The following is a 24,539-nucleotide window of genomic DNA, read 5'->3' on the forward strand; positions in this document are numbered from 1 at the left end:
CGCGAGGTTTCTAGAAGGAGCAGTCGGTTTCGGGCGGCACCTCCTGCCGGGCGATCGCGGAGATCTTCATCCGGAACGGCGCCACCGAACGCAACGTCAGCGTGTCACCGAGGCCCGGCGCGCATTCATCGGTAATGATCATCTCGCGCCAGCCCTTGCCCGCGCTCAGCGCCAGCCGCTCGCGAATGTCGATCTCCGTGCCGCCGACCATCAGCATGACCGGCCCCGCGGGCGGTGTCTCGACTTCGTAGGCGATGCGGTACGCACCGCCGCCCTGCCCGCTTTGCGAAAGCGACAGGCGGCTGTCGGGCGCGAAGACGATCTCGCGTGCATCTTCCTGCCGATCACGGTCGACCCCGCGTACCACGATCCCGTTGGCGGAGCCGATGAGGTTGGGCAAGGCGACCGCACCCGCGGTGGCGCTGACGCCGTCCTCGAGCTTGCCGTTGGTGAACCAGGCCGAGGAGGCCGCCTCGAGCAGCGCGCACCCCTCGTCGAGCATCCCGCCAGCGCTCGGCGCATCGAGCGACAGGCCGTAGCCGACGGGGAAGAGAATGTTGCTATCGCCCGCGTTGACGGGGCTGCCGTCGCAGGTCGAAGGCCAGCTGAACGACAGACGCCCGGTGGCGGGCATGCGACCGTACAGCACATCGGCGACGCCTGCGCCCTCGCCACCCGGTAGCCAGCTTGCGACGAACGCGTCCGAGGCGTTCATCTCGCGGTTCATCCACAACGGCCGCCCCGAAAGGAAGACCGCCACCGCGGGGATGCCGTCCGACCGATAGCGGCGCAGCAGTTCGAGGCCCTCTTCGTCGGCGAAGACCTTGTTCTTCCGGTCGCCGGCAAATTCGGCATAGGGTTCCTCCCCGAAGACCACGACCGCGACATCGGGGCGCTCTGCATAGGAGCCGTCCGCCGACAGCGTGGCGCTACCCCCACCGGCATTCGCCATCTCCGACAGGCCCGCCCAGATGGAGGTCGCGCCGGGAAAATAAGTGGCGTTGTCGAGTTCGGTCCCGCCCTGCCACGTCAGCGTCCACCCGCCCGCTGCCTGCGCAATCGAATCGGCCGCGCTCCCGGCGACCAGCACGTTGGAACCCGGCCGAAGCGGGAGCAGATTGTCGTTCTTGAGGACGACCTGACTCTTGGCGACCGCCTCACGGGCGAGGGCGCGATGCGCCGCTCCGCCGACCTTCGCATAATCTCCCGCATTGGCGCGCTCGCTGGGCCGTTGTGCATCGGGCCCGAGGATGCCCGCGCGCAGCTTCATGCGCAGCACGCGGCCAGCGGCCTCGTCGAGCCGCGCCATCGGGACCGTCCCGTCGTTCACCTGTGCTACGAGATTGTCCATGAGGCCCTTCCAGTCGTCGGGCACCATGTAGATATCGAGCCCTGCGAGGAGCGACTGGGGACAATCCGTGACCGTGCAGCCGGCCACCTGTCCGTGACCGTTCCAGTCGCCGACGACGACCCCGTCGAAGCCGAGTTCACCGCGCAGATAGTCGTCGAGCAGCGGCTTGTTGCCGTGCATCTTGCGCCCGTTGACCGAGTTGAAGCTCGCCATGATCGTCTCCACACCCGCAGCGATGGCTGCGGGATACGGTACGGCGTGGACCGACTTCAGCGCGCCCAGCTCCATGTTGACGTCGCCCTGGTCGACCCCCTGGTCGGTCCCGCCGTCGCCGAAGAAATGCTTGGCGGTGGCGATGACATGTCCCCGGCCGAGTCGCTCGCCGTCGCCGATGCGGCCCTGAAGGCCTTCGACGAGCGCTGCGCCCATGCGCGCGACGACGGCAGGGTCCTCCGAATAGCTTTCATAGCTGCGGCCCCAGCGGTCGTCGCGCGCGACGGCCACCGTGGGCGAGAAATTCCAATCGATCCCGGTCGCCTCGATCTCGACCGCGGTGGCGGCGCCGATGCGCCGCACGAGGTCGGTATCGCGTGTGGCGCCAAGCCCGATATTGTGCGGGAAGATCGTGGCGCCGATGACGTTGGTATGGCCGTGCACCGCGTCCGTCCCCCACATGGTGGGGATGACGGGTTCATCGCCCGCCGTCGGGCGAACCGAGGCGTCGTACATTTCGTCGGCGTAGCGCAGCCATTCGGATGCGGGTGCGAACTCGTCGCCGTAAGGGCCGCCGTTGCCGCCATTGAGGTAGGAGCCGAAGCGGTAGCGCTCCATGTCCTCTGGCGTGAAGCTGTTGATCTGCGGCTGGATCAATTGCGCGACCTTGCGCTCGACGCTCATGCGAGACAGCAGGTCGGCGACCATCGCATCCTCGTCCGTCACGCCCTGCGGCGCGGCGACCGGGGCCGCGCTGGTCGCGGAGGCGAGCCTCGCGGCGCGTTCGCACGGGGTGGTCGTGCAGGCAGTCAGGGCAAGAGCCATCAGGCTCGTGGCGGTGGCGATGCGGCGCATTGATCTCTCCTCTTCCTTACCCCGAGCCTAGCAAAACTGTGAGCGTTCACAAGATCGGATGATGGACGAAAGCCCGCATGATGGGGTAAGCGCGCCAATCAAGGAGCTTGGGTGAAGAAGCAGGGCATCACGATCGAGGACGTCGCGCGCGCGGCTGGCGTGTCGCGCCAGACGGTGAGCCGCGTCATCAACCGCCAGTCGAGCGTGAGCGCGGCCGCGCGCGAGGCCGTCGATAAGGCGATTGTCGATCTTGGCTACGTCCCCAACATGGCGGCGCGGCGCATGGGCGGGGCGCGTTCCTACCTTATCATGGCCATCAACGATCGCGCGCGTACGATCGAGAACTGGTCGGCGGGGCGCGGCAACGACTGGGTCGACCAGATGCTCTATGGCGGGATGCTCGCCTGCGAAGAGCGCGGCTTCCACATGATGTTCGAGCTCGTCGAAACCGAAACCGAGGAGGCGGTCCGGCAGCTCAAGCGCATCGTGACGAGCCTGCACCCCGACGGTGTCATCCTGACGCAGCCGCACAGCGAAAATCTCTCGCTCGTCCGGATGCTCGAGGAGCGCGGGCGACCGTTCGTACGCATCGGCATGCCGCACGAGCACATCGATGCGCCCTGTGTCCACATGGACGAGGCCGCGGCGGGACGCGCCGTCATCGATCATCTCGTCGCATTGGGTCATCGCGACATCGGGATCGTTGCCGGCGACCCGCGGTATCGCACGAGCGTCGCGCGCAACGAGGGCTACGCCGCGGCCGCGAGCGAAGCGGGAATCGCGCCGCGCATCGAAGAAGGCGGCTTTGCCTTCGACCGCGCCGAGCAGATTGCCCGCCAGTGGTTCGCCAGCGACGACTTCCCGACCGCGATCATCGCCGACAATGACGAGATGGCCTTCGGGGTCATGCATGCCGCGCGCCGCCACAGCGTCGAAATCCCCGCGCAGCTGTCGTTGCTCTGCTTCGAGGATACGCCGGGGGTGCGCTTCGCCATGCCGCCGCTGACCGCCGTTCGCCAACCGACCGCCGCGCTCATTGCCAAGGCCAGCGAACTGCTGATGGACGCCGCCGAAGGCGAGAAGATCGCGGGTGTGCATATCGAGCCTTTCACATTGGTCGAGCGCGAGACGACGGGGCCGGCTCCGCGGTGAACGGCTTCGAGCGCCGCTACATTCTCGCCAATGTCGGCGCGTTCCTTGCTTTCCTTCCCCTTCTCGTCCTGCTCCTTCCACGCCGGGTCGAGGCGGTCGCGCCCGCCGACCCGCTGACCCTACTTTCCGTGTTGCTGCTGGTCGGCGGCGTCACTGCCAGCCTCGCCAACATCGCGGCGGGGCACTGGAGCGATCGTTGGTTCGCCGCAGCGGGCGACCGTCGCGGGCTCATCGCGCTCGGGCTCGGTGCGGTGCTGGCAAGCTACGTCCTGCTCGCCACCGCGATGAGCGCAGTGGCACTCCTTGTCGCGCTCATCGCCTTCCAGCTTGCCTTCAACATCATGTTCGCACCGATGGGCGTCCTGCTGGCCGACCATGTTCCCGACGCCCGCAAGGGCCTCGTCGCCGGCGGGCTCAACATGGCCTTGCCGATCGCGGGCTTCGGGATCAGCGCCTTGGGCTGGCTCGGCAATCGTGACGCGCTCTGGCCGTTCGCGCTGGTTGCGGTTTCGATCGCCCTCTTGTTCCTGCCACTGCTGGTTCGCTGGCCGCCCGCCCCGCCCTCGAACGAGACCCTGGCGGCCCCCCTGCGCTTCGATCTGTTGCGGGGAGACTTTGCCATGGCGTGGATAGCGCGCTTGCTCGTCCAACTGGGCGCCGCCAGCCTCCTTGGTTATCTTTTCCTCTATGTCGACACGGTCGCATCGAGCGCCGCAGGCTTCGGGGCGGGCGACACGTCGTCCGCCGTTGGATGGCTGACCTTCCTCGCCAATCTGATCGCCATCGGAGCGGGACTGGCGGCGGGGCGCCTCAGCGACCGGATACGGCGCAGGCGGCAACCGCTGATCCTGTCCGCGCTGCTCGTTGCCGCGGCGCTCGCCTGTCTCGCCCTCGCACCCTCTTGGCCACTCATCATTATCGCCTATGCGCTTTTCACCGCCGGGTTGACCGCCTTCCTGTCGGTGGACAGCGCCATGGTTGCGCAGATCGTTGCGGCGCGTGCCAACCGGGGCGCGCTGCTCGGACTCATGAACCTCACCAATACGCTTCCCGCGATCATCGCTCCCGCGCTTGCCCTCGCGTTCGCCCAGACGATGCTGGAGGGCTCGTCGCTCCGGCTCCTGCTGGGGCTCGGTTCTGTCGCCGCGATCGTTTCGGCAATCGCGGTCGCCCGCATCCGCTCGATCGACTGATCGGGGACCCTCCCACAAAAGGATGGACGGGCGCGATGTGATCGTTCACGCTGCCTCTTAATCAGACCGTTTTCTTGGGGAGGAATGTCCGATGGTCAGTGTGACACCCGATGCCGCGAGCAGCACCGATCCGCGTCCGGCGATCGAGAACGATGCCGGCATCGACGCGCCGGGGCTCAACTATTTCGTCTTCGCGCTCTTCTTCATCTTCGGCGGCATCACGTCGCTGAACGACGTCATCATCCCCAAGCTGAAGGAACTGTTCACGCTCAACTACACGCAGGCGATGCTGGTGCAGTTCTGCTTCTTCACCGCCTATCTCGTCATCGGGATCCCGGGTGCCAAGCTGGTCAAGAAGATCGGCTACATGCGCGGCGCGGTGGCGGGGCTCGTGACCATGATGGTCGGCTGCCTCCTCTTCATCCCCGCAAGCCAGACCGCCACCTACGGCATTTTCCTGTTCGCGCTATTCGTGCTCGCGAGCGGGGTCGTCATCGTACAGGTCGTCGCCAACCCGCTCATTAGCCTGCTCGGCCCGCAGAAGACCGCGCACAGCCGCCTCACCTTCGCGCAGGCGTTCAACTCGCTAGGCACGACGGTTTTCCCCTACGTGGGCGCGATCGTCATCCTGGGCAGCCTTGCGACGGTAACCGCCGATCAATTGTCGGGCGTCGAGCTGCAACAATATCGCCAGGCCGAGAGCGCGGCGATCTGGAAAGGCTATCTCGGGCTCGCCGCGATGATCGCGGTCGTGGCGCTGGCGGTGTGGATGTTCCGCAACCGGCTGAAGGGCGAGCAGCATTCGCCTTCGTCGGGGCTGGCGGGTTTCGACCTCATCAAGCGCACGCGCTTCGGCTACGGTGCATTGTGCATCTTCCTCTACGTGGGCGCGGAAGTCGCGATCGGCTCGATCATCGTCAACTATCTGATGCAGGCCGACGTCCTCAACCTGCCCGAGAGCGAGGCCGGAAAGCTGATCAGCCTCTACTGGGGCGGCGCGATGGTCGGCCGCTTCATCGGCTCGGGGCTGCTGCGGGTCTTCTCGCCCGGCAAGATCCTGATGTTCAATGCGCTGGGCGCGATCGCGCTCATCCTGATCTCGGCCAACACGAGCGGCGAGGTCGCAGCCTATTCGCTGCTCGCCGTCGGCCTGATGAACTCGATCATGTTCCCGACGATCTTCAGCCTCGCCTGCGAAAAGCTCGGCAGCCGCGCGGCCGACGGATCGGGCATCATCAACATCGCCATCTTCGGCGGTGCCGTGGTTCCGCTCCTTTTCGGGGTCATTGCCGACGCCTCGGGCAGCCTGCGCGTGGCGCTGGCGCTACCGATCGTCTGCTACGCGATCATCGCGGGCTTCGGTCTGTATGCCCGCCGCCCGGCGGAGGGCGCAGCGCTCTAATCGCCGTTCGACGGAACTCCCCGCGCCCGCCTGACTTTGATGTTCGAACAGTCAGGCGGGCGTGAATGAGCGACAAGAAATATATTGGATTGATCGGTGCGGGTTCGATCGGCTGCTGGCTGGGCGGGCGATTGAAGGCTGCGGGTCACGACGTCGCGATCCTGCGTGAAGAGAGGCGCCGCGACACGCACGATGAGATCATCGTCCTTGTCGAGAACGGCGAGGAAAGCCGCGTCAAGCTGCCCGTCCTTTCCGAACTGGCGCCCAAGCCCGACATTCTGCTCGTCGCGGTGAAGGCGATGTATCTCCAGCAGGTCGCGCCGCTGATCGCCGCCAACAGCGATGATCATACGCTCGTCCTGCCGCTGCAGAATGGCGTTCCCTTCTGGTTCATGGGCGACAAGCCCGTCGCCGACATCGACCCCGTCGGCTCGGTGCTTCATTCGGTGCCGCGCGGGCAGGTGATCGGCAACGTGGTCCATGCCAGCGTCGACCGCAAAGGCGACTGGATCCGCATCAAGAAGGCCGACACGCTCCTGCTCGGCGAACCAGGCGGTGCGGTGTCGCAGCGCGTCATCGACCTGGTCAGCATGTTCCGAGACGCAGGCGTCCCCGCCCAGCAGAGCGACCATATCCGCTCGGACATTTGGTACAAGCTATGGGGCAACCTGACGCTCAATCCGATCAGCGCGCTGACCCGCGAAACGGTCGACCGGCTGCTCGCCGACGAGGATGTCGTGTCGCTCATCACCGGGGCGATGGAGGAGTGCCGCACCATCGGCGAGGCGATCGGCTGCCCGATTAGCGAAAGCGTCGAAGCGCGGCTCGACGTCGCGCGCACGCTCGGCGTCTTCAAGACCTCGATGCTCCAGGACCTCGAAGCCGGACGCCCTCTGGAATGGAAAGCACTCGTCGCCGCGCCTCGCTCCATCGCACGCCAGCACGGCATCGAGACGCCGTTTATCGACACGATCCTCGGGCTGACCCGGGTGCTCGACCAGGGGCTCGCCTAGCTCCGCGCCCGAAGTGCAGCATCGATCATCGGGCGCACCTCGACCCGCGCCTTGAGATTGGCCGCGAGCAAAGCGGTGCCCGAAATCTTGCGCTGGACGAACAGTGTCTCGGGTGGCGGCAGATGCCAGGACGCGCGGTCCTCGGCGATGCGCATCCCATCCTCGCGCAGGCCACCCACGAACGCGCGGTCGCCGAAGTCGAACGGTCCTTCGCCGTCGAACTCGCGCAGGATGACATCGATCATCGCGCCGATCCGGTCGGCATGGCGGGTTGCCGCCGCCTCGTTGAGGAAACCCGCCGCGAGCGCCGCGTGGATCACGCCCTGCCGGTCATGCGAGCGGACCGCTCGCAGCACGTCGGCATAGGCAGAAACGATGGAATCGCCGAGAGCGCGGGTCGCGCCGAAGTCGAGCAGCACCAGCCGCCCGGTTGCGGGCTGGAAGCGGTAATTGGCGAAGTTGGGGTCCGTCTGCATCACCCCGAATTCGAAGAGTTCGCGCAACACCAGTTCGATGAGCTCTCCCATCACGCTGTCGCGCACGTCCTGCGGCTCGCCTGCAAGGCGCTCGATCGGTACGCCCTCCACATAGGTCATGGCGAGGATTTGCGGCGTCGTCAGTTCGGACACCATCTCGGGAAGGACGTAGCGCGCATCTCCCGCCAACCGCTCGGCGTAGGCGACCAGTTCGCGTGCCTCGCGTTCGTAGTCTGCCTCCTCGTGCAGTTGCTCCTTCGCGGCGTCGAGCAGCGGTGCGATATCGAGCTCTTTGGGCAATAGACCCGACACGCGCAGCAGCGTCGCCACATTGTCGACATCGCTGTCGATCGACTGGGCGACCCCCGGATACTGGATCTTGATGGCAAGCTCGCGGCCGTCGGGAAGCACCGCGCGATGCACCTGTCCGATCGAGGCGGCGGCCATCGGCGTCGGTTCGAAGCGGCGAAAGCGACGCCGCCAGTCCTCGCCCCATTGTGCTTTCAGCAACATATTCAACTGCTGCGGCGGCATCCGATGCGCCTGGTCACGCAGCCGCGAAAGGATTTGCGCCAGTTCGGGCGGAAGCATGTCGCCCGCGTCCATCGAGATCATCTGCCCCAGCTTCATTGCCGCACCGCGAAGGTGCGACAAGCGCTCGGTGACGCGCGCAATATTTCCCGGCGTCAGCATGAGGTCCCGCGCGCTGAGCCCCTCGCCGCGGGACAGACGCCGCGCACCCTCGCCGATCATCCCGCCGACGACACCTGCGCCCAGCCTGGTAAATTGGCCGATGCGGGCTGCACGGCCCGCAGGAACGGCGCGTTCGCGTTTGTCCCCGTTACTCATCGATACCCAAGTGGGAAGCGCGATGCCGCATTCCCATCCCGTCTTTTAGGCCACGGCCCAGACGATGCAGCAGGTCGCCAGGGTAACGAATGCATCCTCTATGAGTGCGCCCGCGATCCGCCCATGCCGCTCGATCAGTCCGGCCCGAGCGCGGAAGGTAAGGCAGGTGCCGATTGCTGCGCCGACACCGCCCGCGACCGCGGCGGCCGGACCGGACGCGCCTGCCTGTGCGCCCAACGCGAGCGCCGCGCCCGCCAGCGCACCGACCGCGATCCGTCCGACGAGGGCAACCCGGTTCGTCCGGTTCCCCGCGTCGGGTTGTTTGTCACCGTACAACTCTCCCATCGCCAGCAGGATGAGGATTGCCACGGGGGCAACATTCCCGAGCCATCCCAGCCCGGTACCCGTGAGGTCGAGCCACCCATAGGTCGCCGCGAATGCCACAATCGCGATCGGGACAAACGTCCGCGCGCCAGTGAGGAAACCGACCGCGGCAGCCAGGAGAAGGAGGAGGATCATCCCCGCGCGGCCAGAACGCGGCCCGAACATTGGCCGAGCGAGATACGCGCCGCGCCCTCGGCCTCGCACCACGCCCGCAGCGTCACATCATCGCCGTCCTCGAGGAACGTGCGCGTCTCGCCGTTGGGAAGCTCGATCGTCTGCTTGCCGCCGTTCGAGAGTTCGAGCAGCGAGCCGTAGCCCTTGGCGTCTTCGGTCGAAAGCGTGCCCGTACCGATGAGATCGCCCGGCTGGAGATTGCAGCCGTTGGACGCATGATGCGTCACGATCTGGGCGGAGGACCAATACATCGCGCTTGCCGCGTCGCCTTCGCTCAGCACGTGCGGCTCCTCGCCCGCCTCGCGCATCTTTTTCGTGGACAGCAAGACTTCGAGCTTGATCCCGAGCGCCGATTTTTCCGGTCCGCCCTTGAGGTAATCGAGGGGTTCGGGGTCGGCTTCGGTGCGCGCCGTGTCGCTGGACATGAATGGCGCCAGTGCCTGCGGTGTAACCACCCACGGGCTGACCGTGCTGAGAAAACTCTTGGCGAGGAACGGCCCCAGTGGCTGATATTCCCATGCCTGCAGATCGCGCGCCGACCAATCGTTCAACAGGCAATAGCCCGCGATATGCTGCTCCGCCTCGCCGACAGGAATGGGGTCGCCCAGCGCATTGCCCTCGCCGATCCAGATCCCCATTTCGAGTTCGTAATCGAGCCGGGCGGACGGGCTGCGGGTCGGCGCGCCGCCCTCTTCGGCAGGCTTCTTCTGCCCAGTGGGTCGCACGACCGGATGACCCGACACGCGCACCGAGCTGGCACGACCGTGATAGCCGATCGGAATATGCTTGTAGTTGGGCAGCAACGGATTGTCGGGGCGAAACAGGCTGCCGACATTGTTGGCGTGGTGAATTCCGACGTAAAAGTCGGTGAAGTCCCCGACGTGCGCGGGAAGTTGCATCTCCGCGTCCGCCATCGCGATTAGATGCGGCTCGACGTCGCCACGATGCGCCTCGTCGGTCAGCAGTTTCGACAGCGTCTCGCGTAGCCCCTGCATCGCTTCCGCACCCAGGGCGAAGAAGGCGTTGAGCGTCGGCTCCTTGAGCGCTTCGCGCCAGTCTTCGTCGAGCAGGTCGGTGTCCGCCAGCGCGTCGAGGTCGAGGATATGATCACCGATCGCGGTGCCGATGCGCGGCTCGCTATCGCGCAGCGTGAAAACGCCGAGGGGAAGGTTCTGCACGGGCCAGTCGGGATGGCCGTCGGCCCCCGCGACCCAGCATTTCAGTTCGGGCGAATGGGTGGCGTCAATCTGCATCGGGTACCTCTGCTTTGGGGAAGCCTTTCCAGGCCTCGTCATAATCGGGTTGCGCGCACGAGAGCGCGAAATCGGTCGGTCGATAGGGCCAGCACGTCTCGACCATGAAGGCCAGCGTGCCGTCGATCTTGTGCGGTTCGAGCTCCGCCTCGCTCGCCTTGCGCCACGTCTCGACATCAGGCCCGTGCCCACTCATCAGATTGTGGAGCGACAGCCCGCCCGGCGAGAAACCGTCGGCCTTGGCATCGTAGGCGCCGTGGATCAGTCCCATCGCCTCGCTCATGACGTTGCGGTGGAACCAGGGCGGCCGGAACGTATCCTCCGCCACCATCCAGCGCGGCGGAAAGATGACGAAATCGGCGTTGGCGCGCCCTTCCATATGCGAGGGACTGGTCAGCACGGTGAAGATCGAAGGGTCGGGATGGTCGAAACTGACCGTCCCCAACGTATTGAACCGCGACAGATCGTAGCGCCACGGTGCATAATTGCCGTGCCACGCCACCACGTCGAGAGGCGAATGGTCGATCCTCGTCGCCCATAGATGCCCCATGGATTTCTGGACGAGCTGGTGATCGCCCTCGACGTCCTCGAAGGCAGCGACCGGATGCTCGAAATCGCGCGGTGCGGCGAGCCCGTTGGCGCCGATCGGTCCCAAGTCGGGCAGTCGGAAGGGCGCACCGTAATTTTCCGCGACATAGCCGCGCGCGCCGCCCTCGGGCACTTCGACACGGAAGCGGATCCCCCGCGGTACCAGCGCGATATGCCCCGGCGGGACATCGAGCCGGCCGAGTTCGGTGACCAGAAGCAGCGCGCCGTCCTGCGGGAGGAACAAAAGGTCCCCGTCCGCATCCATGAAGCTGCGGTCGGTCATCGAAACATCGGCGCGGTAATGATGCATGGCCACGCCCTCGAGATCGGCGGGGTCGCGTGTGCAAAGCATCGTCGCCAGGCCGTCGATGAAGTCCTTGCCCGCAGCCAGTTCGGGCGGGTCCCAGCGCAGGCGGTTGGGGGCGAGCGGCGCGTCCGAGCCCTGCGCGGTCAGCCGTGGATTGCCATCGTAGCGCTCATAAGGCGGATGGTCCGCCGTTGGGCGCATCCGGTAGAGCCAGCTGCGGCGGTTCTCCGTACGGGGCATGGTGAAGGCGCTGCCCGACAATTGTTCGGCATAGAGACCGAATGCGGGTCGCTGCGGACTGTTGCGCCCGACCGGCAAGGCGCTTTTCCGCGCCTCGCTTTCGAAATGCCCTCCCAGGCCGGTGAGATAGTCGAGCCCCATGCGTCCTCCGTTCATGGGGGCGAACGGGTGGGACGCGGCAGCGTTCCTGTCAACGGGGGGACGGCGTCTCCGCTCTGTCCGCGGCCCGCTGGTCCGCAACCGATATAGCGCCCTCGGGAATGCTCTCGGGCTGCGAAACCGACACGTCGGGAATGGGGATGCCCAGTTCGTTGCGGAACAGGAAGACGACCATCAGGAAGATCGCGGCGAACAGGATCACGAGCGCGATCCCGAAACCGGGGCGGCTGCCGTCGTCGATCATCTCGTCATCGCTCATCTTGTCGACCCTATTCGAAAAAGAACCAGATGCCCACGCCCACCAGCACCGCGCCCGCGGAAATGCCGTAGGCGACCAGCATCATTCCGCGCGTGTTGGGCGCATCGACCCAACTGGGGCTCATGCGCGCGATGGCCTTGCACATGCGGTTCTTGGCCGACTGCACGATGATGATCGCCATGACCATGAAGAAGGTCGCCATCGCCTTGGCGACCCAGCTTGGTTCGAAGGCGCCGAACAATGCGCGGAGACCTAGCCCGAGGCCAATCATCCCCATGCCAGAGCCCATCCAGCTCGCCATCGTGCGTTCGACCGCCATGATGGTGCGATCCTCGGCAAGATCGGTGCGATCCTCGGCAAGCTCGTGGCTCGAGCGGTCTGCCGCCTTGGTTTCTCCGACCATGTACCATCCTGTCGTTTGGGTGAGTGCGCATCTTGTCGGTTCGGGGCTGTGCCGTAAAGGCGTGCCGCGGGCGGGACTGATATCGATCAGTCCGACAGGCCGGAACACTGGCGTTCGGTACATCCTTATGTCCATATGCCTGACATGCTCAAACGGTATCGCGCCAGTCTTTCGGTATTCGTCGTTTTCGTTCTTCTGGGCGTCCTTGCGCGCTGGGCGATCGGCACCGTCTATTCGACGGGCGAGGCGCTCGACCTGATGAATTCGCTCACCGATTCGGGGCTGTATCTGGGATCCGCCGCCGCGACCGCCTCAGCGACGATCATCGCCCTGATGCTGACGCTCACTGGGATGATCCGCAAGGTCGATACGGACTTCGACCAGCCGGTATGGCAGTCGGTCGATCGCGTCTCCCAGCTTTCGATCGTTTCGCTGCTCGCCAGCCTCACGCTCCTGCTCGCGCTCGTCTTCCCGATCGGTGAGTTCGAGAAAATGCCCGCCAACTGGTTCATGCGGCTCTATGATTTATTGTTCGGCCTGACCGTTCTGGTGATCGCGCTGCTCTCCGCCACTGCCGTCCTCCTCTATTCCACGCTTCGCTCCGTGATCCGCGCCATCACCCCCAGCGACGATATCTGATCGGAACGCGGCACCGTCCCGACCCGTTGGCGGCTGCGACGAGACTGATCTGCGGGGGAGACCATGAAACCCATTTCCGAGATTGCCAGCGTTCCGCCCACGACGTGGAATTGGCTCACCTTCATCTTCTTCTGCGTATTGGGCATTGGAGCGTGGATTGCGGTCGGCGCGGTCTATTCGGGCGCCCAGGCACGCGACCTCATCGATTCGCTGACCGACAGCGGGCTTTATCTCGCCTCGACCGGTGCAGGATCCTCCGCCACCATTCTCGCACTCATGCTGACGCTGCTCGGCATGATCAACAATTCGGATACGATCAGCTTCGACGACCGCTTGAGCCTGCTCGTGAAGCGCATTTCGCGTTTCGCGACGCTTGCGCTGATGCTTAGCCTTCTGCTGCTTCTGCTGATGGTCTTTCCGATCGGCGAATATGACGAGATCCCGACCAACTGGTTCGGGATCCTCTTCAACATCATGTTCGGAATGACGGTATTGGTGCTCGCCAGCCTCGCAATGACCGTATCGAGCGTCTACCAGACGATCATGACCGTCATCGGCGGCATCCGAGAAGGCGATCTCGACGAGGGATGAGGAAGCCCGCTGGTGCTGCCGGAGAGATTTGAACTCTCGGCCTCTCCCTTACCAAGGGAGTGCTCTACCCCTGAGCTACGGCAGCATCGCTAGCGGAAGTGGCGCGGCCTATCGCCATTGCGCATGATTCTGTCAAGCGACTAGAAGCGTGGCCATGAGCGAATCCAAAGAGGAAAAGGCGAAACGCCTCGCCGAAGCGCTGCGCGCCAACCTTCGCCGCCGCAAGGGGCAGGCGAAGGAGCAGTCCGAAGAAAAAACCCGCCGCGACTAGCGCGGTTTGTGCTGCGTTCCCTGCCCGACGGTAATGAACAAGGCGCGCCCCGGCTCGATCACGTCGGCGGTGTGCCACACCCCCGCCGCGTTCACTGCATAGTCGCCAGGCTCAAGGTCGGTGGCGCCCGCATTCTCCTGATGGAGACGAAAGCGCCCCGACAGGCAGTAGACGATCTCCGACCCGTCGGGGTGCATCTCCCAATGGTCCCAGTCGCCGTCCATCGCGAACTCGCTGACCAGTCGCCCGTCAACCCCGTCGGATCGGGTGCGGGCCGCATAGTTTTCGTACCAGTCCATGCCGGAGATGGCGTCCATCACCGACGCGCCGCCCCCCTTGGAAAGGTGGATCGGCGCGTCGGCAAGCTTGTGCTTCACAGGGCAGCGCACTGGCCTTTCAGCCAGTCGAGCTCCTCGCCCTCGAGCTGCGGACCGATCTTTTCCATCACTTTGGCATGATAGTCGTCGACCCACTGGCGCTCGGCGGGGCTGAGCATGTCGACATCGATCAGCCGGCGGTCGAGCGGCGCGAAGGTGAGCGTCTCGAAACCGAGGATGTCGGTGCCGTCGTCGGTCTCGCCGACCTTCACGACGAGCACGAGATTCTCGATCCGCATGCCATATTCGCCCGCCTTGTAGTAGCCGGGCTCGTTGGAAAGGATCATGCCTTCGCGGAGCGGTTCTTCCGTACCCGCATAGGCACCGCCCGGCGGGGAAATCCGCTGCGGACCCTCGTGCACCGCGAGGAATGCGCCGACGCCGTGGCCGGTGCCGTGGCCATAGTCGAGGCCGACCTGCCAGAGGAACTGCCGCGCGAAACTGTCGAGGCGGCCGCCGGTGATGCCGGCCGGCCAGCGGCAGGTGTCGATGGCGATGTGGCCCTTCAGCACCCGCGTATAGCGATCGATCTGCTCGGCGGTCGGCGTGCCGACGATGACGGTCCGCGTGATGTCGGTGGTGCCGTCGAGATATTGCCCGCCCGAGTCCACGAGATAGATCTCGTTGTTCTCCAGCCGACGGTTGCTGTCTTCGTTGACACGATAATGGGGAAGCGCGCCGTGCGGGCCGCTGCCCGAGATGGTGTCGAAGCTGGTATCCTTCAGCTTGCCCGTCGCCTCGCGCAGTTCATAGAGCTTGGCCGCGACCGACAGTTCGTCCTGTTCGCCCTTGGGGGCTTCCTCCTCGAGCCATTTGAGGAATTTCGAGATCACCGCCCCGTCGCGCTCCTGCGCGGAGCGATGTCCTGAAATCTCGGCCTCGTTCTTGATGGCCTTGGGAAGCACGGCGGGATCGCGTGCCTCGATGATCTTGGCACCCGCGGCATCCAATGCCTGAGGAATCGCCGCCACCGAGCGTTCGGGATCGACGATCACGGCCTTGCCCTTCATGTCCGCGCTGGCGAGAAAGCCTTCGAACGCATCGCGCTCGTGGACGCGCACCCCGTTGCCGAGGTGACGCTTGACCTCGTCCGACAATTTCTCCCCCTCGATGAAGAGATCGGCCGTGGCATCCTTGTGGACGATCGCATAGGCGAGCGCGACGGGGGTGTGGTCGACGTCCGCACCGCGCACGTTGAACGTCCAGGCGATGCTATCGAGCGCTGCCAGCACCGCGGCGTCGGCATGATGCTCCTCGAGTGTCGCGGCGATGTCGGTGCGCTTCTGTGCGGACGATTTGCCGGCCAGTGCGTCGTCATAGCTGACGAGATGCGCCTTGGAGGGTTCGGGACGTCCCGACCATACGGCATCGATGGGATTGCGCTCGACCGCGACCAGCTCGGCGCCGCGCGCGGCGAGGCTCTTTGTTGCCTGCTTGACCCAGGCGCGGGTGTGCAGCCACGGATCATAACCGATCCGCCCGCCTTCGGGAGCATGCTTCTGCAACCATGCTGCGATCGAGGTGTCGGGAACGCTTTCGTAGGCGAACAGGTCGCCGTCGACCTGCTCGCGCACCTGGATGGTGTAGCGCCCGTCGGTGAAGATCGCCGCTTCTTCGGGAAGCACCGCCGCCGCGCCCGCCGACCCGTCGAACCCGGTCAGCCATGCCAGCCGCTGCGCATAACTGCCGACATATTCGCTCATATGTTCATCGGTCAGCGGCACCACGAACCCGTCCAGATTGTCGTCCTTCAATTGCGTGCGCAGGGCCTTCAGCCGGTCTTCGTGGGTACTCATCTCATCATCCTCGTTCGTCGAATTTCGCTTTGCATCTTACGTCCGATTGGGCCTTGATGCCATCACGTCACGACCTAGTGTTCGTCTCACGACTTTTGAAGGAGCCGCCACGATGATGCGCCTCGCAACCACGATAGCCCTCGCCGCCGCCCTTGCGGCGACCCCGGCCAATGCCCAGAAAGCGAGCATGACCGAAATGCCCAAGCCCCCCGTCGCCGAGCGGCGCGACAGCAGCTTCACCCTGCACGGAATCACCGTGGAAGACCCTTATGCCTGGCTGAAGGACGAGAGCTATCCGACGATCGATGACGAGGACGTGCTCGACTATCTGAAGGAAGAAAATGCCTACTTCGAAGCGTGGAAAGCTCCGCGCGAGGAGATGATCGAGGCGCTCTTCCAGGAAATGAAGGCGCGGGTAAAGGAGGACGACAAGTCGGTCCCCACCAAGGACGGCGACTTCGTCTATTGGTCCGAGTTCAAGCCGGGCACCCAATATCGCCTCTGGTATCGCAAGCCTTACACCGGCACCGAAGCGGATTACGTGCCCGAAGACGGCACCCTGCTCTACGACGAGAATGAAAAGGCCGAAGGTCTCGACTATTTCCGGCTCGGCGGCTTTTCGGTGAGCCCCGACGGAAAGCTCGCGCTCGTCCAGGTCGATCGCAACGGGTCGGAACGCTACACGCTGGAGGTCATGGATATCGCGAGCGGCAAGACGCTCGAGACCGTCAGTGAAAGCGCGCTTGGCGGGCCCGTTTGGGACAAGGCGGGTAGCGGCTTCTTCTACACCGTCGCCAACGAGAACTGGCGCACCTACGAGGCCTTCTATCATCCGCTCGGCGGCGATCCGAAGGCGGACCGGCTGGTCTACAAGGAGACGGAAAACCCCGCCTTCACCGTCGGTCTCGACAAGTCGACCGACGAGAGCATGATCTTCATCAACACCGGCGAGAATATCTCGAACGAGATCCGCTTCATCCCCGCCGACCGACCCGAAGCCGAACCGACGTTGATCATGCGCCGCCGCCCCGACATCCAGTACGATGTCGACGCCGCGCACGGGAAGTTCTGGATCGTGACCAACGACAATCACGTCAACTTCCGGCTTGCCGAGGCCCACCCGGCAGACCCTGCCAAGTGGAATACGGTTATCCCGGGATCGGACGAATTCTACCTCGAAGACGCCAGCGCGCATCGCGATCACATGCTCGTGTCCGGCCGTCTCAACGGGCTCGACCAGCTCTATCTTCGCTCCTACGCGGACGGCGACATGACCCGCCTGCCGTTCGACGAGGAGGCCTATTCGGCAGGCTTCTCGGGCAATGCGGACTATGCCCCACCCGCTTACCGGCTCGGCTACACATCGATGGTCACGCCGTCGACGGTGCTCGAATATGATCCCGCAAGCGGAGACTTCACCACGCTCAAGGTGCAGGAAATCCCTTCGGGCTATAACGCCGACGACTATGTCACCGATCGGATGATGATCGAGGCGCGCGACGGCGCGATGGTTCCTGTCTCGGTCGTACGGCGCAAGGACTTCGCCCTCGACGGATCGGGCAAGTTGTTCGTCTACGGCTACGGCGCCTACGGCAGCGCCATTCCGCCCTATTTCTCGACCGCGCGCCTGTCCCTTGTCGATCGCGGCTTCGCTTATGCCATCGCGCACATTCGTGGCGGCGACGACATGGGATACCAGTGGTATCTCGATGGCAAGCTCGACAAGCGCGAGAATACCTTCAACGACTTCGTCGACGTGACGAAGGGCCTCATCGACGCCGGTTACGCCAAGGCCGGCAATGTCGCCGCGCAGGGCGGCAGCGCGGGCGGCGAACTGATGGGCGCGATCGTCAATCAGGCGCCCGAGCTCTACGGCGCGGTCGTCGCCGACGTGCCCTTCGTCGACGTGCTCAACACCATGCTCGATGCCGAATTGCCGCTGACGCCGGGCGAGTGGAACGAGTGGGGCAATCCCATCGAGGACAAGGCCGCCTTCGAGACCATCCTCGCCTATTCGCCCTACGACCAGGTGACGGCGCAGGCCTATCCCTCGATGCTGATCACGGGCGGGCTCAACGATCCGCGCGTGACCTATTGGGAGCCCGCCAAGTGGACCGCCAAGCTGCGCCACGAAAAGACCGACGACAATCTGTTGCTCATGAAAATCAACATGGGCGCGGGCCATGGCGGCAAGTCCGGGCGCTGGAATGCGCTCTACGAGACCGCCGAGGCCTACGGCTTCGTGATCGACCAGCTGGGAGGCGAATGACCCCTCTCGGTCTCGCATCCCTCTTCCTCGCGGCGGCGGCTCCCGAAGGGGCGGCCGCCGCTTCGTCTGCGGGGCCGACACCCTTCGAAGCGGCCCGCGACGGGCCATCGATCATGGAGGCGACGCTCGCTCCGGATCCCGACGTGTCGGGCGGCTACCGGCTGACGCTCGCTCTTCGCAAGGACGCGCCCGTGTGGATCTTCCTGCGCTCCGCGCTCGCGCGGCGCGACGGCGAACGGTGGCGTTCGGAGAGCTGGAAGGTCCTCACGCCCGGTGTCGACCTCGTCCGCATCGGCCATCACGAAGCGCTGATCGCCACCGACGGCAAGGATCTGCCGCGTACGATCACCATCGCCTTCACACCCTTCGACCGGATGCTCGTCGGCGACTATCAGCCGGTCATCGATCTGGGAGCAGGAAGCCGTGCCCTGTTCACAGATCATTTCACGATGCGCCCGGCCGCCAGCATCGCCGCGGTACGCCAGCTCGGCGCCGACTGGACGACGCTTCCCGCGTACGAAGGCGGCCACCCGCTCGTTCGCTCGGCCCTGCGAGGCAAGGCGCTGCCGATCGAAGCGGCGCGTTACGTCATCGACGGACCGATGAAGGCGGGCGGCAACGCGCAGATCGCGACCTATCTTCATGCCGATCTTCCGCCATGGTTGAGCGCGACGCTCGAGGCCGACATTCCCGCCATTCTCGACCTCTACGCCGATCGTTTGGGGCCGCATGAGGATGGCCGGCCCGAACTGCTCGTCCAGTGGGCGGGGGCGACGCCCGGCACCTACAGCCTGTCGGGCAGTGTCGTCGCCAACCAGATCGTCATGCGACTGGAGGGCGAGGGCCTTCTCGCTGCCTCGCGTTCGGTGGCTGCGCACACGCGCCAGTTCATCGCCCATGAAGCCGCGCACTTCTGGCTCGGTAATCTCGTCGGCTATGGGCGCCCCGGCGATGCCTGGACCAGCGAAGGCGGGGCGGATCTCATGGCGCTTCGCGCGAGCGCGATCGTCGATCCGCGGTTCGCCGAGGAGCGCCTGCGCGATGCCGAAGCGACCGCCTGGCGCGACTGCCTTCGCGAAACGACCGCAGGCCCGATCCGGGGCGCACCCGAACGTGGCGACAGCCTGGCCTTCTACGCCTGCGGGCTGCTGTTCGCGCGCGTTGCGGAGGCAGCGGCGAACCGGCGCGGCGGCGACTTCTTTTCCTTCTGGCGCTCGCTCATCGACAAGAATCGCGACGACAGCGAAGTCACGCCCGAGGACTGGATCCTCCACTACGAGGCCATCGGCGGAAGTCCCGCTGCCGCGCGGCTCATGCGCACCATCGCCTTCGAACGAGGTGCGAGCGCGCCCGGGCTTCGCGCGCTCTATGCCGCCGCCGGACTGGACGCGCCCATGATCGAGGAGGCGCCCGCATCATGACCGAACATCCCGTCTTCACCTACGAACTGACAGCGCGCGCCGAGCACATCGACGAGCTTGGCCACGTCAACAATGCCGTCTGGGTGCAGTGGATCCAGGAGGTCGCGACCGCGCACTGGTTCGCCGCCGCCGACCCCGAGATGCATGCGCGTTACCTTTGGGTCGTGACGCGGCACGAGATCGACTATCTGCGCGCGCTGCACGAAGGCGAAAGCGTCACCGCGCGGACCTGGGTCGGCGATGCGCCCCGCGGCGCGAGGTTCGACCGGCACATGGAATTTTCGAAGGACGGAAAGCTCATGGTCCGCGCCGTCACGAGTTGGGCGATGATCGACCGCGAGGCGGGCCGCCCGGCGCGCATACGCCCCGAACATGTCGAACCCTTTCTCGGGCTCGCCGATTGACGTCATCGCCCGACACGCGCAGTCTTCCGCGCATGACGAAGCCAGTTCTCCATGATTATTATCGCAGCTCGGCCAGCTATCGGGTGCGGATCGGCCTCAACCTGAAGGGCGTGGACTACGACCAGATCAAGGTCGATCTGGCGGGCGGTGCCCAGAAGGACGAGCGCTACAAACAGCTCAATCCGCAGGGCTTCGTGCCGATGCTCGAAATCGACGGCCACCGGCTGACGCAGAGCCTCGCCATCCTGGACTATCTCGACGCGACGTACGGCGACCCGCCCTTCATGCCGTCGAACGACGCCGACCGCGCGCACGTGCTCGCGCTCGCCACGCTCGTTGCCTGCGACATCCACCCGCTCAACAATCTGCGAGTGCTCAAATATCTGAAGAGTCCGCTGGGCTGCGATGAGGATGCCAAGGACGAATGGTATCGCCACTGGGTCCGCGAAGGCTTCAATGCACTGGAAGCACTCGCTGCGCCGCGCGCCGGCGCTTTTCTGTTCGGTGACGAACCCACGCTCGCCGACATCTGCCTCGTGCCGCAACTCTACAATGCCCGGCGCTTTTCGGTCCCGATCGAGGATTATCCGCATCTTCGACAGGCTGACGAGAATGCCAGCGCCCACCCCGCCTTCGCCGCCGCACACCCGGACAAGCAGGAGCAGCCCCAATGAACCGCGCCGACAAGATGACCGCCGGAATGACCGGTAGCGCCCCCATCGACAGCGCCGACATTCCGAGCCTCAAGGGCAAGGTGTCGGACGAGGAATGGGCCGCCCGCGTCGATCTCGCCGCCGCGTACCGGCTCGTCGCGCACTTCGGTTGGGACGACCTCATCTTCACCCACCTCTCGGCGCGCGTGCCGGGGCCCGAGCATCACTTCCTGCTCAATCCCTACAATCTCATGTTCGACGAGGTCACTGCCTCCAGCCTCGTCAAGGTCGACGAGCACGGCCACGCCGTCGACGAGACGCCCTTCATGACCAACCCTGCCGGGTTCGTCATCCATTCCGCGCTGCATATGGCGCGCGAGGATGCGCAGGCGGTCATGCACCTCCACACCCCCAACGGCGTCGCGGTCAGCGCGCACAAGGACGGGCTGCTTCCGCTGACCCAGCACGCCATGCTGCTCGGCAAGGACATCGGTTTTCACGATTATGAGGGCGTCGCGGTGGACATGGACGAGCGCGAACGGCTGGTCGCCGACCTTGGCGACAAGTCGATGATGATCCTGCGCAACCACGGCACGCTCGCTACCGGCGCGAGCGTCGGCGAATGCTTTATCAAGCTCTACTATCTCGAGCGCGCCTGCGAGATGCAAAACCTCGCGCTCGCGGCGGGAGAGGCCAACCTCAACACGCCGCCTCAGGGTGCGCCCGAGACGACCGCGGAGCAGGGTCAGGAAGGCCTCGGGGTCATCGCCAAGATGCTTGCCTGGCCCGCGTTGCTGCGCCGTGCGCACCGGCTCGATCCGGGATTCGCGACCTAGAGCCCGCCCTTGGGCTCGATCCACAGCGCGCGCGCCATCGCGATCGCACGTCCCTCGGCGTCGTGGATGACGCTGCCCGAATGATATTTGCGAGCGTCTCGCTCCAGCGGCCAGCCGGTCACGGTCAATCGCTCGCCCGGCGCCGGGCGCCGCAGCACCTGTCCCGCAATCCCCGCCAGGAGCGCGGGCGTATCGACCAGCCCGGTCGCGAAATAGGACGGACAGTCGAGCGCCGCCCAGACGTAGCGGGTCGCGACCAGGCCGTCCGTATCGGCCAAACCGCCATTGGGCACCCAGTGGTCGGCAGCGAGATGCGTTTGGGAATGCCGTCCCGTCAACAATCGTAATGCCTCGGCGGGATCGCGGTCGGGACCGCAGACGAAGCAGTTGACCGCCATGTGCTGCGCGCGGGTGGGAAAGTTCGCGCGCGCTGTCCGGATGGCCTCTTCTCCGGGCGGTGCCGGGATCGGATCGAGGTCGAGGGGTTTTCCCAGCATTTCGCCCTCGACAAGGACAGTATCGCCGTCGAGCAGCCGGACGACCTGCGCGTCGCGCACCAGGCGCAATTCCCGATCGAGCGGGGTCGGGGCGAGCAATCGGATCTTCGCGGGCCCGCCCACCGCTTCGGCGACCAGTCCCGAAACATAGCCGCCGTTGCCCATTCCCTCGGGCCCCTGGAAACGCTTTTCGACGATGAGGGAAACAGCCTTGGTCATGAGCCGTTGGGTAGCCGAACGAGACGGGCGCGTCACCTGCCGCGCCAACCAACCGAAAGGCCCCTTCCATGCGCATCCTCATCGTCCTCACCAGCCACGACGAACTCGGCGATACCGGCGAGAAAACGGGCTTCTGGCTCGAAGAATTGGCCGCCCCCTATTACACGCTCAAAGATGCGGGCCACTCGCTGACCCTCGCCAGCCCCAAGGGCGGAAAGCCACCGCTCGACCCCCGCTCGGACAACGAGGACAGCCAGACCGACGCCACCCGCCGGTTCAAGGACGATCCCGAAGCCCAGATGGCGCTCGACACGACCAAGCAGCTTGCCGACATGCGCACGGACAATTTCGACGCGGTGTTCTTTCCCGGCGGCCATGGACCGCTTTGGGATCTGGCAGCGGATGCCGATGCCAAGCGGATCATCGAGACGACCCTGCGCTCGGGTAAGCCGGTCGGGCTTGTCTGCCACGCGCCCGCGATCCTCAAACAGGTGGAGAGCGAGGACGGCAGCCCGTTGGTCAAGAACCGCAAGGTCACCGGTTTCACCAACGAGGAGGAAGAAAAGGTCGGCCTTACCAAGGTCGTGCCGTTCCTCCTCGAGGACGTACTCAAGGAACAGGGCGCGCATTGGAGCGAAGGCGGCGTTTTCGAGCCGCACGTCGTCGCCGACGGCCTTCTGATCACCGGCCAGAACCCGCCTTCGAGCGCCCCGACCGCAGAAGCTCTGCTGAAGGCACTCGAAGCCAAGGAAACCCACGCCTGAGGACTGGGGCGGTGCCCCGGCGAAAGCCGGGGTCCGGTTTCGCGCGATCGGCCATCGCGCAAGCCTGGCACGATATCCGGATGTTTGCCCGTCAATCGCCGTAACCCGTCTTTGAGACGGGCTCGGCAATGAAGCGGCATAGGAAAAATGGTCGGGGAGAGAGGATTCTAGACCAAAATAGCGCTCGCGAAAATTGACAGTTTTCCGCGGATTCCAAGAGTTAGCTCGCGCTTTGTGCTACACTTATGTGCACCTGTCTAGTGCGCAGCGGGCAGCCATACGCAGCGTCGCTTTCGAGCATGTCGCCGCCATCGGGCAAATTCTTTGTATGAGGTTCAGTCGCACAATTAACCTGGGCATTGCAGGCATTGTGGCGCTCGCGCATCACTCGCCTTCTGGCCGATTGATCCGGACACATTCAGGGTTCCAGGTGGCTACGGTCAGGATTAATTGCGCGAAGTGGTCAGTTCCCTTTTTTCATAGATGTCGGTGATCGACCTTCCGTCCCAAACATAACATATGTGTCGCTCCTGACGGCAGTTTGAGAGTAGGCACGGTCGGAAAACGGCTGCACACTCCCCGCCTTCGTGGCGAACGCTTTGATAGGCGATGCCGTCGGATGCCCCTTCCCGGAGATCGCGGGCGAGGTTTTGGGACACGCCGTAGCTAGTCGGGTGATAGTATTCGGGATGGCTCTCGCGCATCCCGCGAAGGTCATGCAAGGTTGCTGTCAGATCGACCGCATAGACCCGCATGTCGAGCTCTTGGGCAGGTTCGTCGGTAGCTTCCATGAACAGTGCGCAATGGTAGGTGGTCTCGGCAATCGCTGTTTTGAGAGCGAGCGATGCATAAAAGACGCCATAACTGCCATCAGTGAAGCGATCGCCCGAGGGGTTGAGATGCGTGAAGGCAGCCATGATTGGCGAGGTGCCGGGGCCTGCCACCCGGTCCTCTGCCGGAACCAGCTGCAGATCGCCCACCTCTTCACGCAGCCGGTCATTGGTCATGGCTTCGATCTCGAAGACAGCATCAAGGTCGGCTGGATCAGCGACGTCCTCGAATAGACCTATCGGCGGGAATCGGCTGGGGATGATGCGGTAGCAGGGTTGCCAGTCGATCTCGCTGGTTGGAACGGTCACCGATCAACCGCGCTGCGCATCAAGATACTGGCGTACGACGAAGAGATCGGCGACATTTCCCGAGGTCATTCGCTCGATGGCAGGTCGCCCACCAAAAAGGACAGCTTTGTTTGGCTTGCGGACCCACTGATCGGCAGTCTTAGGTAGCAGGATCTGCAGTGCCTTGTAGATTCCCATGACGTAAGAAATCCGCTCCAGGGCATCCTTTGGGATGGATGCCACCGCGCCGCGCTTCCACGACTGAAAAGTCGAGCGGGTGTCGAGCCCAAGCAGGCTCATCTGTTCCGACTCTTTGAGACCCCAGGCATCAGCAATACGGAAAAAGGTTCGCAAGGCTGGACCGGTCAGGTCCTTGCGCTTTGACGCGGTGACGGCTTTTGCAGCTCCCATGC

General features: G+C 64.8%; 24 protein-coding genes and 1 tRNA gene. 12 read left to right on the top strand and 13 right to left on the bottom strand.

Annotation, left to right across the window (positions count from 1 at the left end):
* Nucleotides 1–10: 10 nt before the first annotated feature.
* Entirely contained in the window at nt 11–2,419 is a 2,409-nt protein-coding gene (locus WJS89_RS06320) for a glycoside hydrolase family 3 protein (RefSeq protein WP_346340105.1), read from the bottom strand.
* Nucleotides 2,420–2,530: 111 nt separating this feature from the next.
* Between WJS89_RS06320 and WJS89_RS06325 the strand changes: the two genes are divergently transcribed.
* From WJS89_RS06325 to WJS89_RS06340, 4 genes are all read left to right on the top strand, one after another.
* Nucleotides 2,531–3,571: a LacI family DNA-binding transcriptional regulator gene (locus tag WJS89_RS06325; RefSeq protein ID WP_346340106.1), complete on the top strand. Its 1,041-nt coding sequence runs from the start codon at nt 2,531–2,533 to the stop codon at nt 3,569–3,571.
* Nucleotides 3,568–4,764 carry an MFS transporter gene (locus tag WJS89_RS06330; protein ID WP_346340107.1) on the top strand — a complete coding sequence of 399 codons (1,197 nt, stop codon included), beginning with the start codon at nt 3,568–3,570 and terminating at the stop codon, nt 4,762–4,764. The genes WJS89_RS06325 and WJS89_RS06330 overlap by 4 nt, the downstream gene beginning before the upstream one ends.
* Nucleotides 4,765–4,855: 91 nt before the next feature.
* Entirely contained in the window at nt 4,856–6,166 is a 1,311-nt protein-coding gene (locus WJS89_RS06335) for a sugar MFS transporter (RefSeq protein ID WP_346340108.1), read from the top strand.
* A 65-nt stretch (nt 6,167–6,231) separates the two neighbouring features.
* Nucleotides 6,232–7,179 carry a ketopantoate reductase family protein gene (locus WJS89_RS06340; RefSeq protein WP_346340109.1) on the top strand — a complete coding sequence of 316 codons (948 nt, stop codon included), beginning with the start codon at nt 6,232–6,234 and terminating at the stop codon, nt 7,177–7,179.
* On the opposite strand, the gene WJS89_RS06345 is transcribed toward WJS89_RS06340, so the two are convergent.
* The 6 genes from WJS89_RS06345 to WJS89_RS06370 are packed head-to-tail and all read right to left on the bottom strand — an operon-like array spanning nt 7,176 to nt 12,271.
* Entirely contained in the window at nt 7,176–8,504 is a 1,329-nt protein-coding gene (locus tag WJS89_RS06345) for an ABC1 kinase family protein (protein WP_346340110.1), read from the bottom strand. The two genes, WJS89_RS06340 and WJS89_RS06345, sit on opposite strands and share 4 nt — an antisense overlap.
* A 45-nt stretch (nt 8,505–8,549) precedes the next feature.
* Nucleotides 8,550–9,023: a DUF4126 family protein gene (locus WJS89_RS06350; RefSeq protein WP_346340111.1), complete on the bottom strand. Its 474-nt coding sequence runs from the start codon at nt 9,021–9,023 to the stop codon at nt 8,550–8,552.
* On the bottom strand, nt 9,020–10,315 hold the full coding sequence (fahA, locus tag WJS89_RS06355; RefSeq protein WP_346340112.1) for a fumarylacetoacetase: 1,296 nt from the start codon (nt 10,313–10,315) through the stop codon (nt 9,020–9,022). The genes WJS89_RS06350 and fahA overlap by 4 nt, the downstream gene beginning before the upstream one ends.
* Nucleotides 10,305–11,606: a homogentisate 1,2-dioxygenase gene (gene hmgA, locus WJS89_RS06360; RefSeq protein ID WP_431993797.1), complete on the bottom strand. Its 1,302-nt coding sequence runs from the start codon at nt 11,604–11,606 to the stop codon at nt 10,305–10,307. The genes fahA and hmgA overlap by 11 nt, the downstream gene beginning before the upstream one ends.
* A gap of 34 nt (nt 11,607–11,640) precedes the next feature.
* A complete protein-coding gene (locus WJS89_RS06365; protein ID WP_346340113.1) occupies nt 11,641–11,868 on the bottom strand; it encodes a hypothetical protein in 228 nt (75 codons plus the stop codon).
* Nucleotides 11,869–11,878: 10 nt separating this feature from the next.
* Entirely contained in the window at nt 11,879–12,271 is a 393-nt protein-coding gene (locus WJS89_RS06370) for a DUF202 domain-containing protein (protein ID WP_346340114.1), read from the bottom strand.
* A 144-nt stretch (nt 12,272–12,415) separates the two neighbouring features.
* Here WJS89_RS06370 and WJS89_RS06375 point away from each other — a divergent pair, with 144 nt between their 5' ends.
* Together WJS89_RS06375 and WJS89_RS06380 are read left to right on the top strand one after the other, a co-directional pair.
* Nucleotides 12,416–12,910: a hypothetical protein gene (locus tag WJS89_RS06375; protein ID WP_346340115.1), complete on the top strand. Its 495-nt coding sequence runs from the start codon at nt 12,416–12,418 to the stop codon at nt 12,908–12,910.
* 63 nt (nt 12,911–12,973) lie between these two features.
* On the top strand, nt 12,974–13,501 hold the full coding sequence (locus tag WJS89_RS06380; protein WP_346340116.1) for a hypothetical protein: 528 nt from the start codon (nt 12,974–12,976) through the stop codon (nt 13,499–13,501).
* Between the two features lie 10 nt (nt 13,502–13,511).
* Here WJS89_RS06380 and WJS89_RS06385 read toward each other — a convergent pair.
* The 3 genes from WJS89_RS06385 to WJS89_RS06395 form a co-directional block, all read right to left on the bottom strand.
* Nucleotides 13,512–13,586 (bottom strand) — tRNA-Thr (locus tag WJS89_RS06385).
* Between the two features lie 182 nt (nt 13,587–13,768).
* Entirely contained in the window at nt 13,769–14,149 is a 381-nt protein-coding gene (locus WJS89_RS06390; protein WP_346340117.1) for a cupin domain-containing protein, read from the bottom strand.
* Entirely contained in the window at nt 14,146–15,945 is a 1,800-nt protein-coding gene (locus WJS89_RS06395; protein WP_346340118.1) for an aminopeptidase P family protein, read from the bottom strand. Before WJS89_RS06395 ends, WJS89_RS06390 begins: the two co-directional genes overlap by 4 nt.
* Before the next feature lie 187 nt (nt 15,946–16,132).
* On the opposite strand from WJS89_RS06395, the gene WJS89_RS06400 reads away from it, so the two are divergent.
* The 5 genes from WJS89_RS06400 to WJS89_RS06420 are packed head-to-tail and all read left to right on the top strand — an operon-like array spanning nt 16,133 to nt 21,528.
* The gene (locus tag WJS89_RS06400) at nt 16,133–18,214 is read left to right on the top strand and encodes a S9 family peptidase (RefSeq protein WP_346341175.1); all 2,082 of its coding nucleotides are present in this window, start codon (nt 16,133–16,135) and stop codon (nt 18,212–18,214) included.
* Entirely contained in the window at nt 18,211–19,635 is a 1,425-nt protein-coding gene (locus WJS89_RS06405) for a gluzincin family metallopeptidase (protein ID WP_346340119.1), read from the top strand. The genes WJS89_RS06400 and WJS89_RS06405 overlap by 4 nt, the downstream gene beginning before the upstream one ends.
* Nucleotides 19,632–20,039, top strand: coding sequence for an acyl-CoA thioesterase (locus WJS89_RS06410; RefSeq protein ID WP_346340120.1), 408 nt, complete (start codon nt 19,632–19,634; stop codon nt 20,037–20,039). Before WJS89_RS06405 ends, WJS89_RS06410 begins: the two co-directional genes overlap by 4 nt.
* A gap of 32 nt (nt 20,040–20,071) precedes the next feature.
* Nucleotides 20,072–20,713 carry a maleylacetoacetate isomerase gene (gene maiA, locus WJS89_RS06415; RefSeq protein ID WP_346340121.1) on the top strand — a complete coding sequence of 214 codons (642 nt, stop codon included), beginning with the start codon at nt 20,072–20,074 and terminating at the stop codon, nt 20,711–20,713.
* Between the two features lie 26 nt (nt 20,714–20,739).
* Nucleotides 20,740–21,528: a class II aldolase/adducin family protein gene (locus WJS89_RS06420; protein WP_346341176.1), complete on the top strand. Its 789-nt coding sequence runs from the start codon at nt 20,740–20,742 to the stop codon at nt 21,526–21,528.
* Here WJS89_RS06420 and WJS89_RS06425 read toward each other — a convergent pair.
* Nucleotides 21,525–22,244 carry a hypothetical protein gene (locus tag WJS89_RS06425; protein WP_346340122.1) on the bottom strand — a complete coding sequence of 240 codons (720 nt, stop codon included), beginning with the start codon at nt 22,242–22,244 and terminating at the stop codon, nt 21,525–21,527. The two genes, WJS89_RS06420 and WJS89_RS06425, sit on opposite strands and share 4 nt — an antisense overlap.
* Nucleotides 22,245–22,312: 68 nt before the next feature.
* Here WJS89_RS06425 and WJS89_RS06430 point away from each other — a divergent pair, with 68 nt between their 5' ends.
* Nucleotides 22,313–23,008 (top strand): type 1 glutamine amidotransferase domain-containing protein, encoded by a 696-nt coding sequence (locus tag WJS89_RS06430; protein ID WP_346340123.1) that lies wholly within the window; start codon nt 22,313–22,315, stop codon nt 23,006–23,008.
* Between the two features lie 446 nt (nt 23,009–23,454).
* Here the strand turns inward: WJS89_RS06430 and WJS89_RS06435 are convergent, their stop codons facing one another.
* Nucleotides 23,455–24,147 (bottom strand): RES family NAD+ phosphorylase, encoded by a 693-nt coding sequence (locus WJS89_RS06435; protein WP_346340124.1) that lies wholly within the window; start codon nt 24,145–24,147, stop codon nt 23,455–23,457.
* Nucleotides 24,148–24,150: 3 nt separating this feature from the next.
* Nucleotides 24,151–24,537, bottom strand: a complete 387-nt coding sequence (locus WJS89_RS06440) for an MbcA/ParS/Xre antitoxin family protein (RefSeq protein WP_346340125.1) — start codon at nt 24,535–24,537, stop codon at nt 24,151–24,153.
* Nucleotides 24,538–24,539: the final 2 nt, after the last annotated feature.

Source organism: Sphingomicrobium aquimarinum (assembly GCF_039655735.1).
In the GTDB taxonomy this organism is placed as follows: domain Bacteria; phylum Pseudomonadota; class Alphaproteobacteria; order Sphingomonadales; family Sphingomonadaceae; genus Sphingomicrobium; species Sphingomicrobium aquimarinum.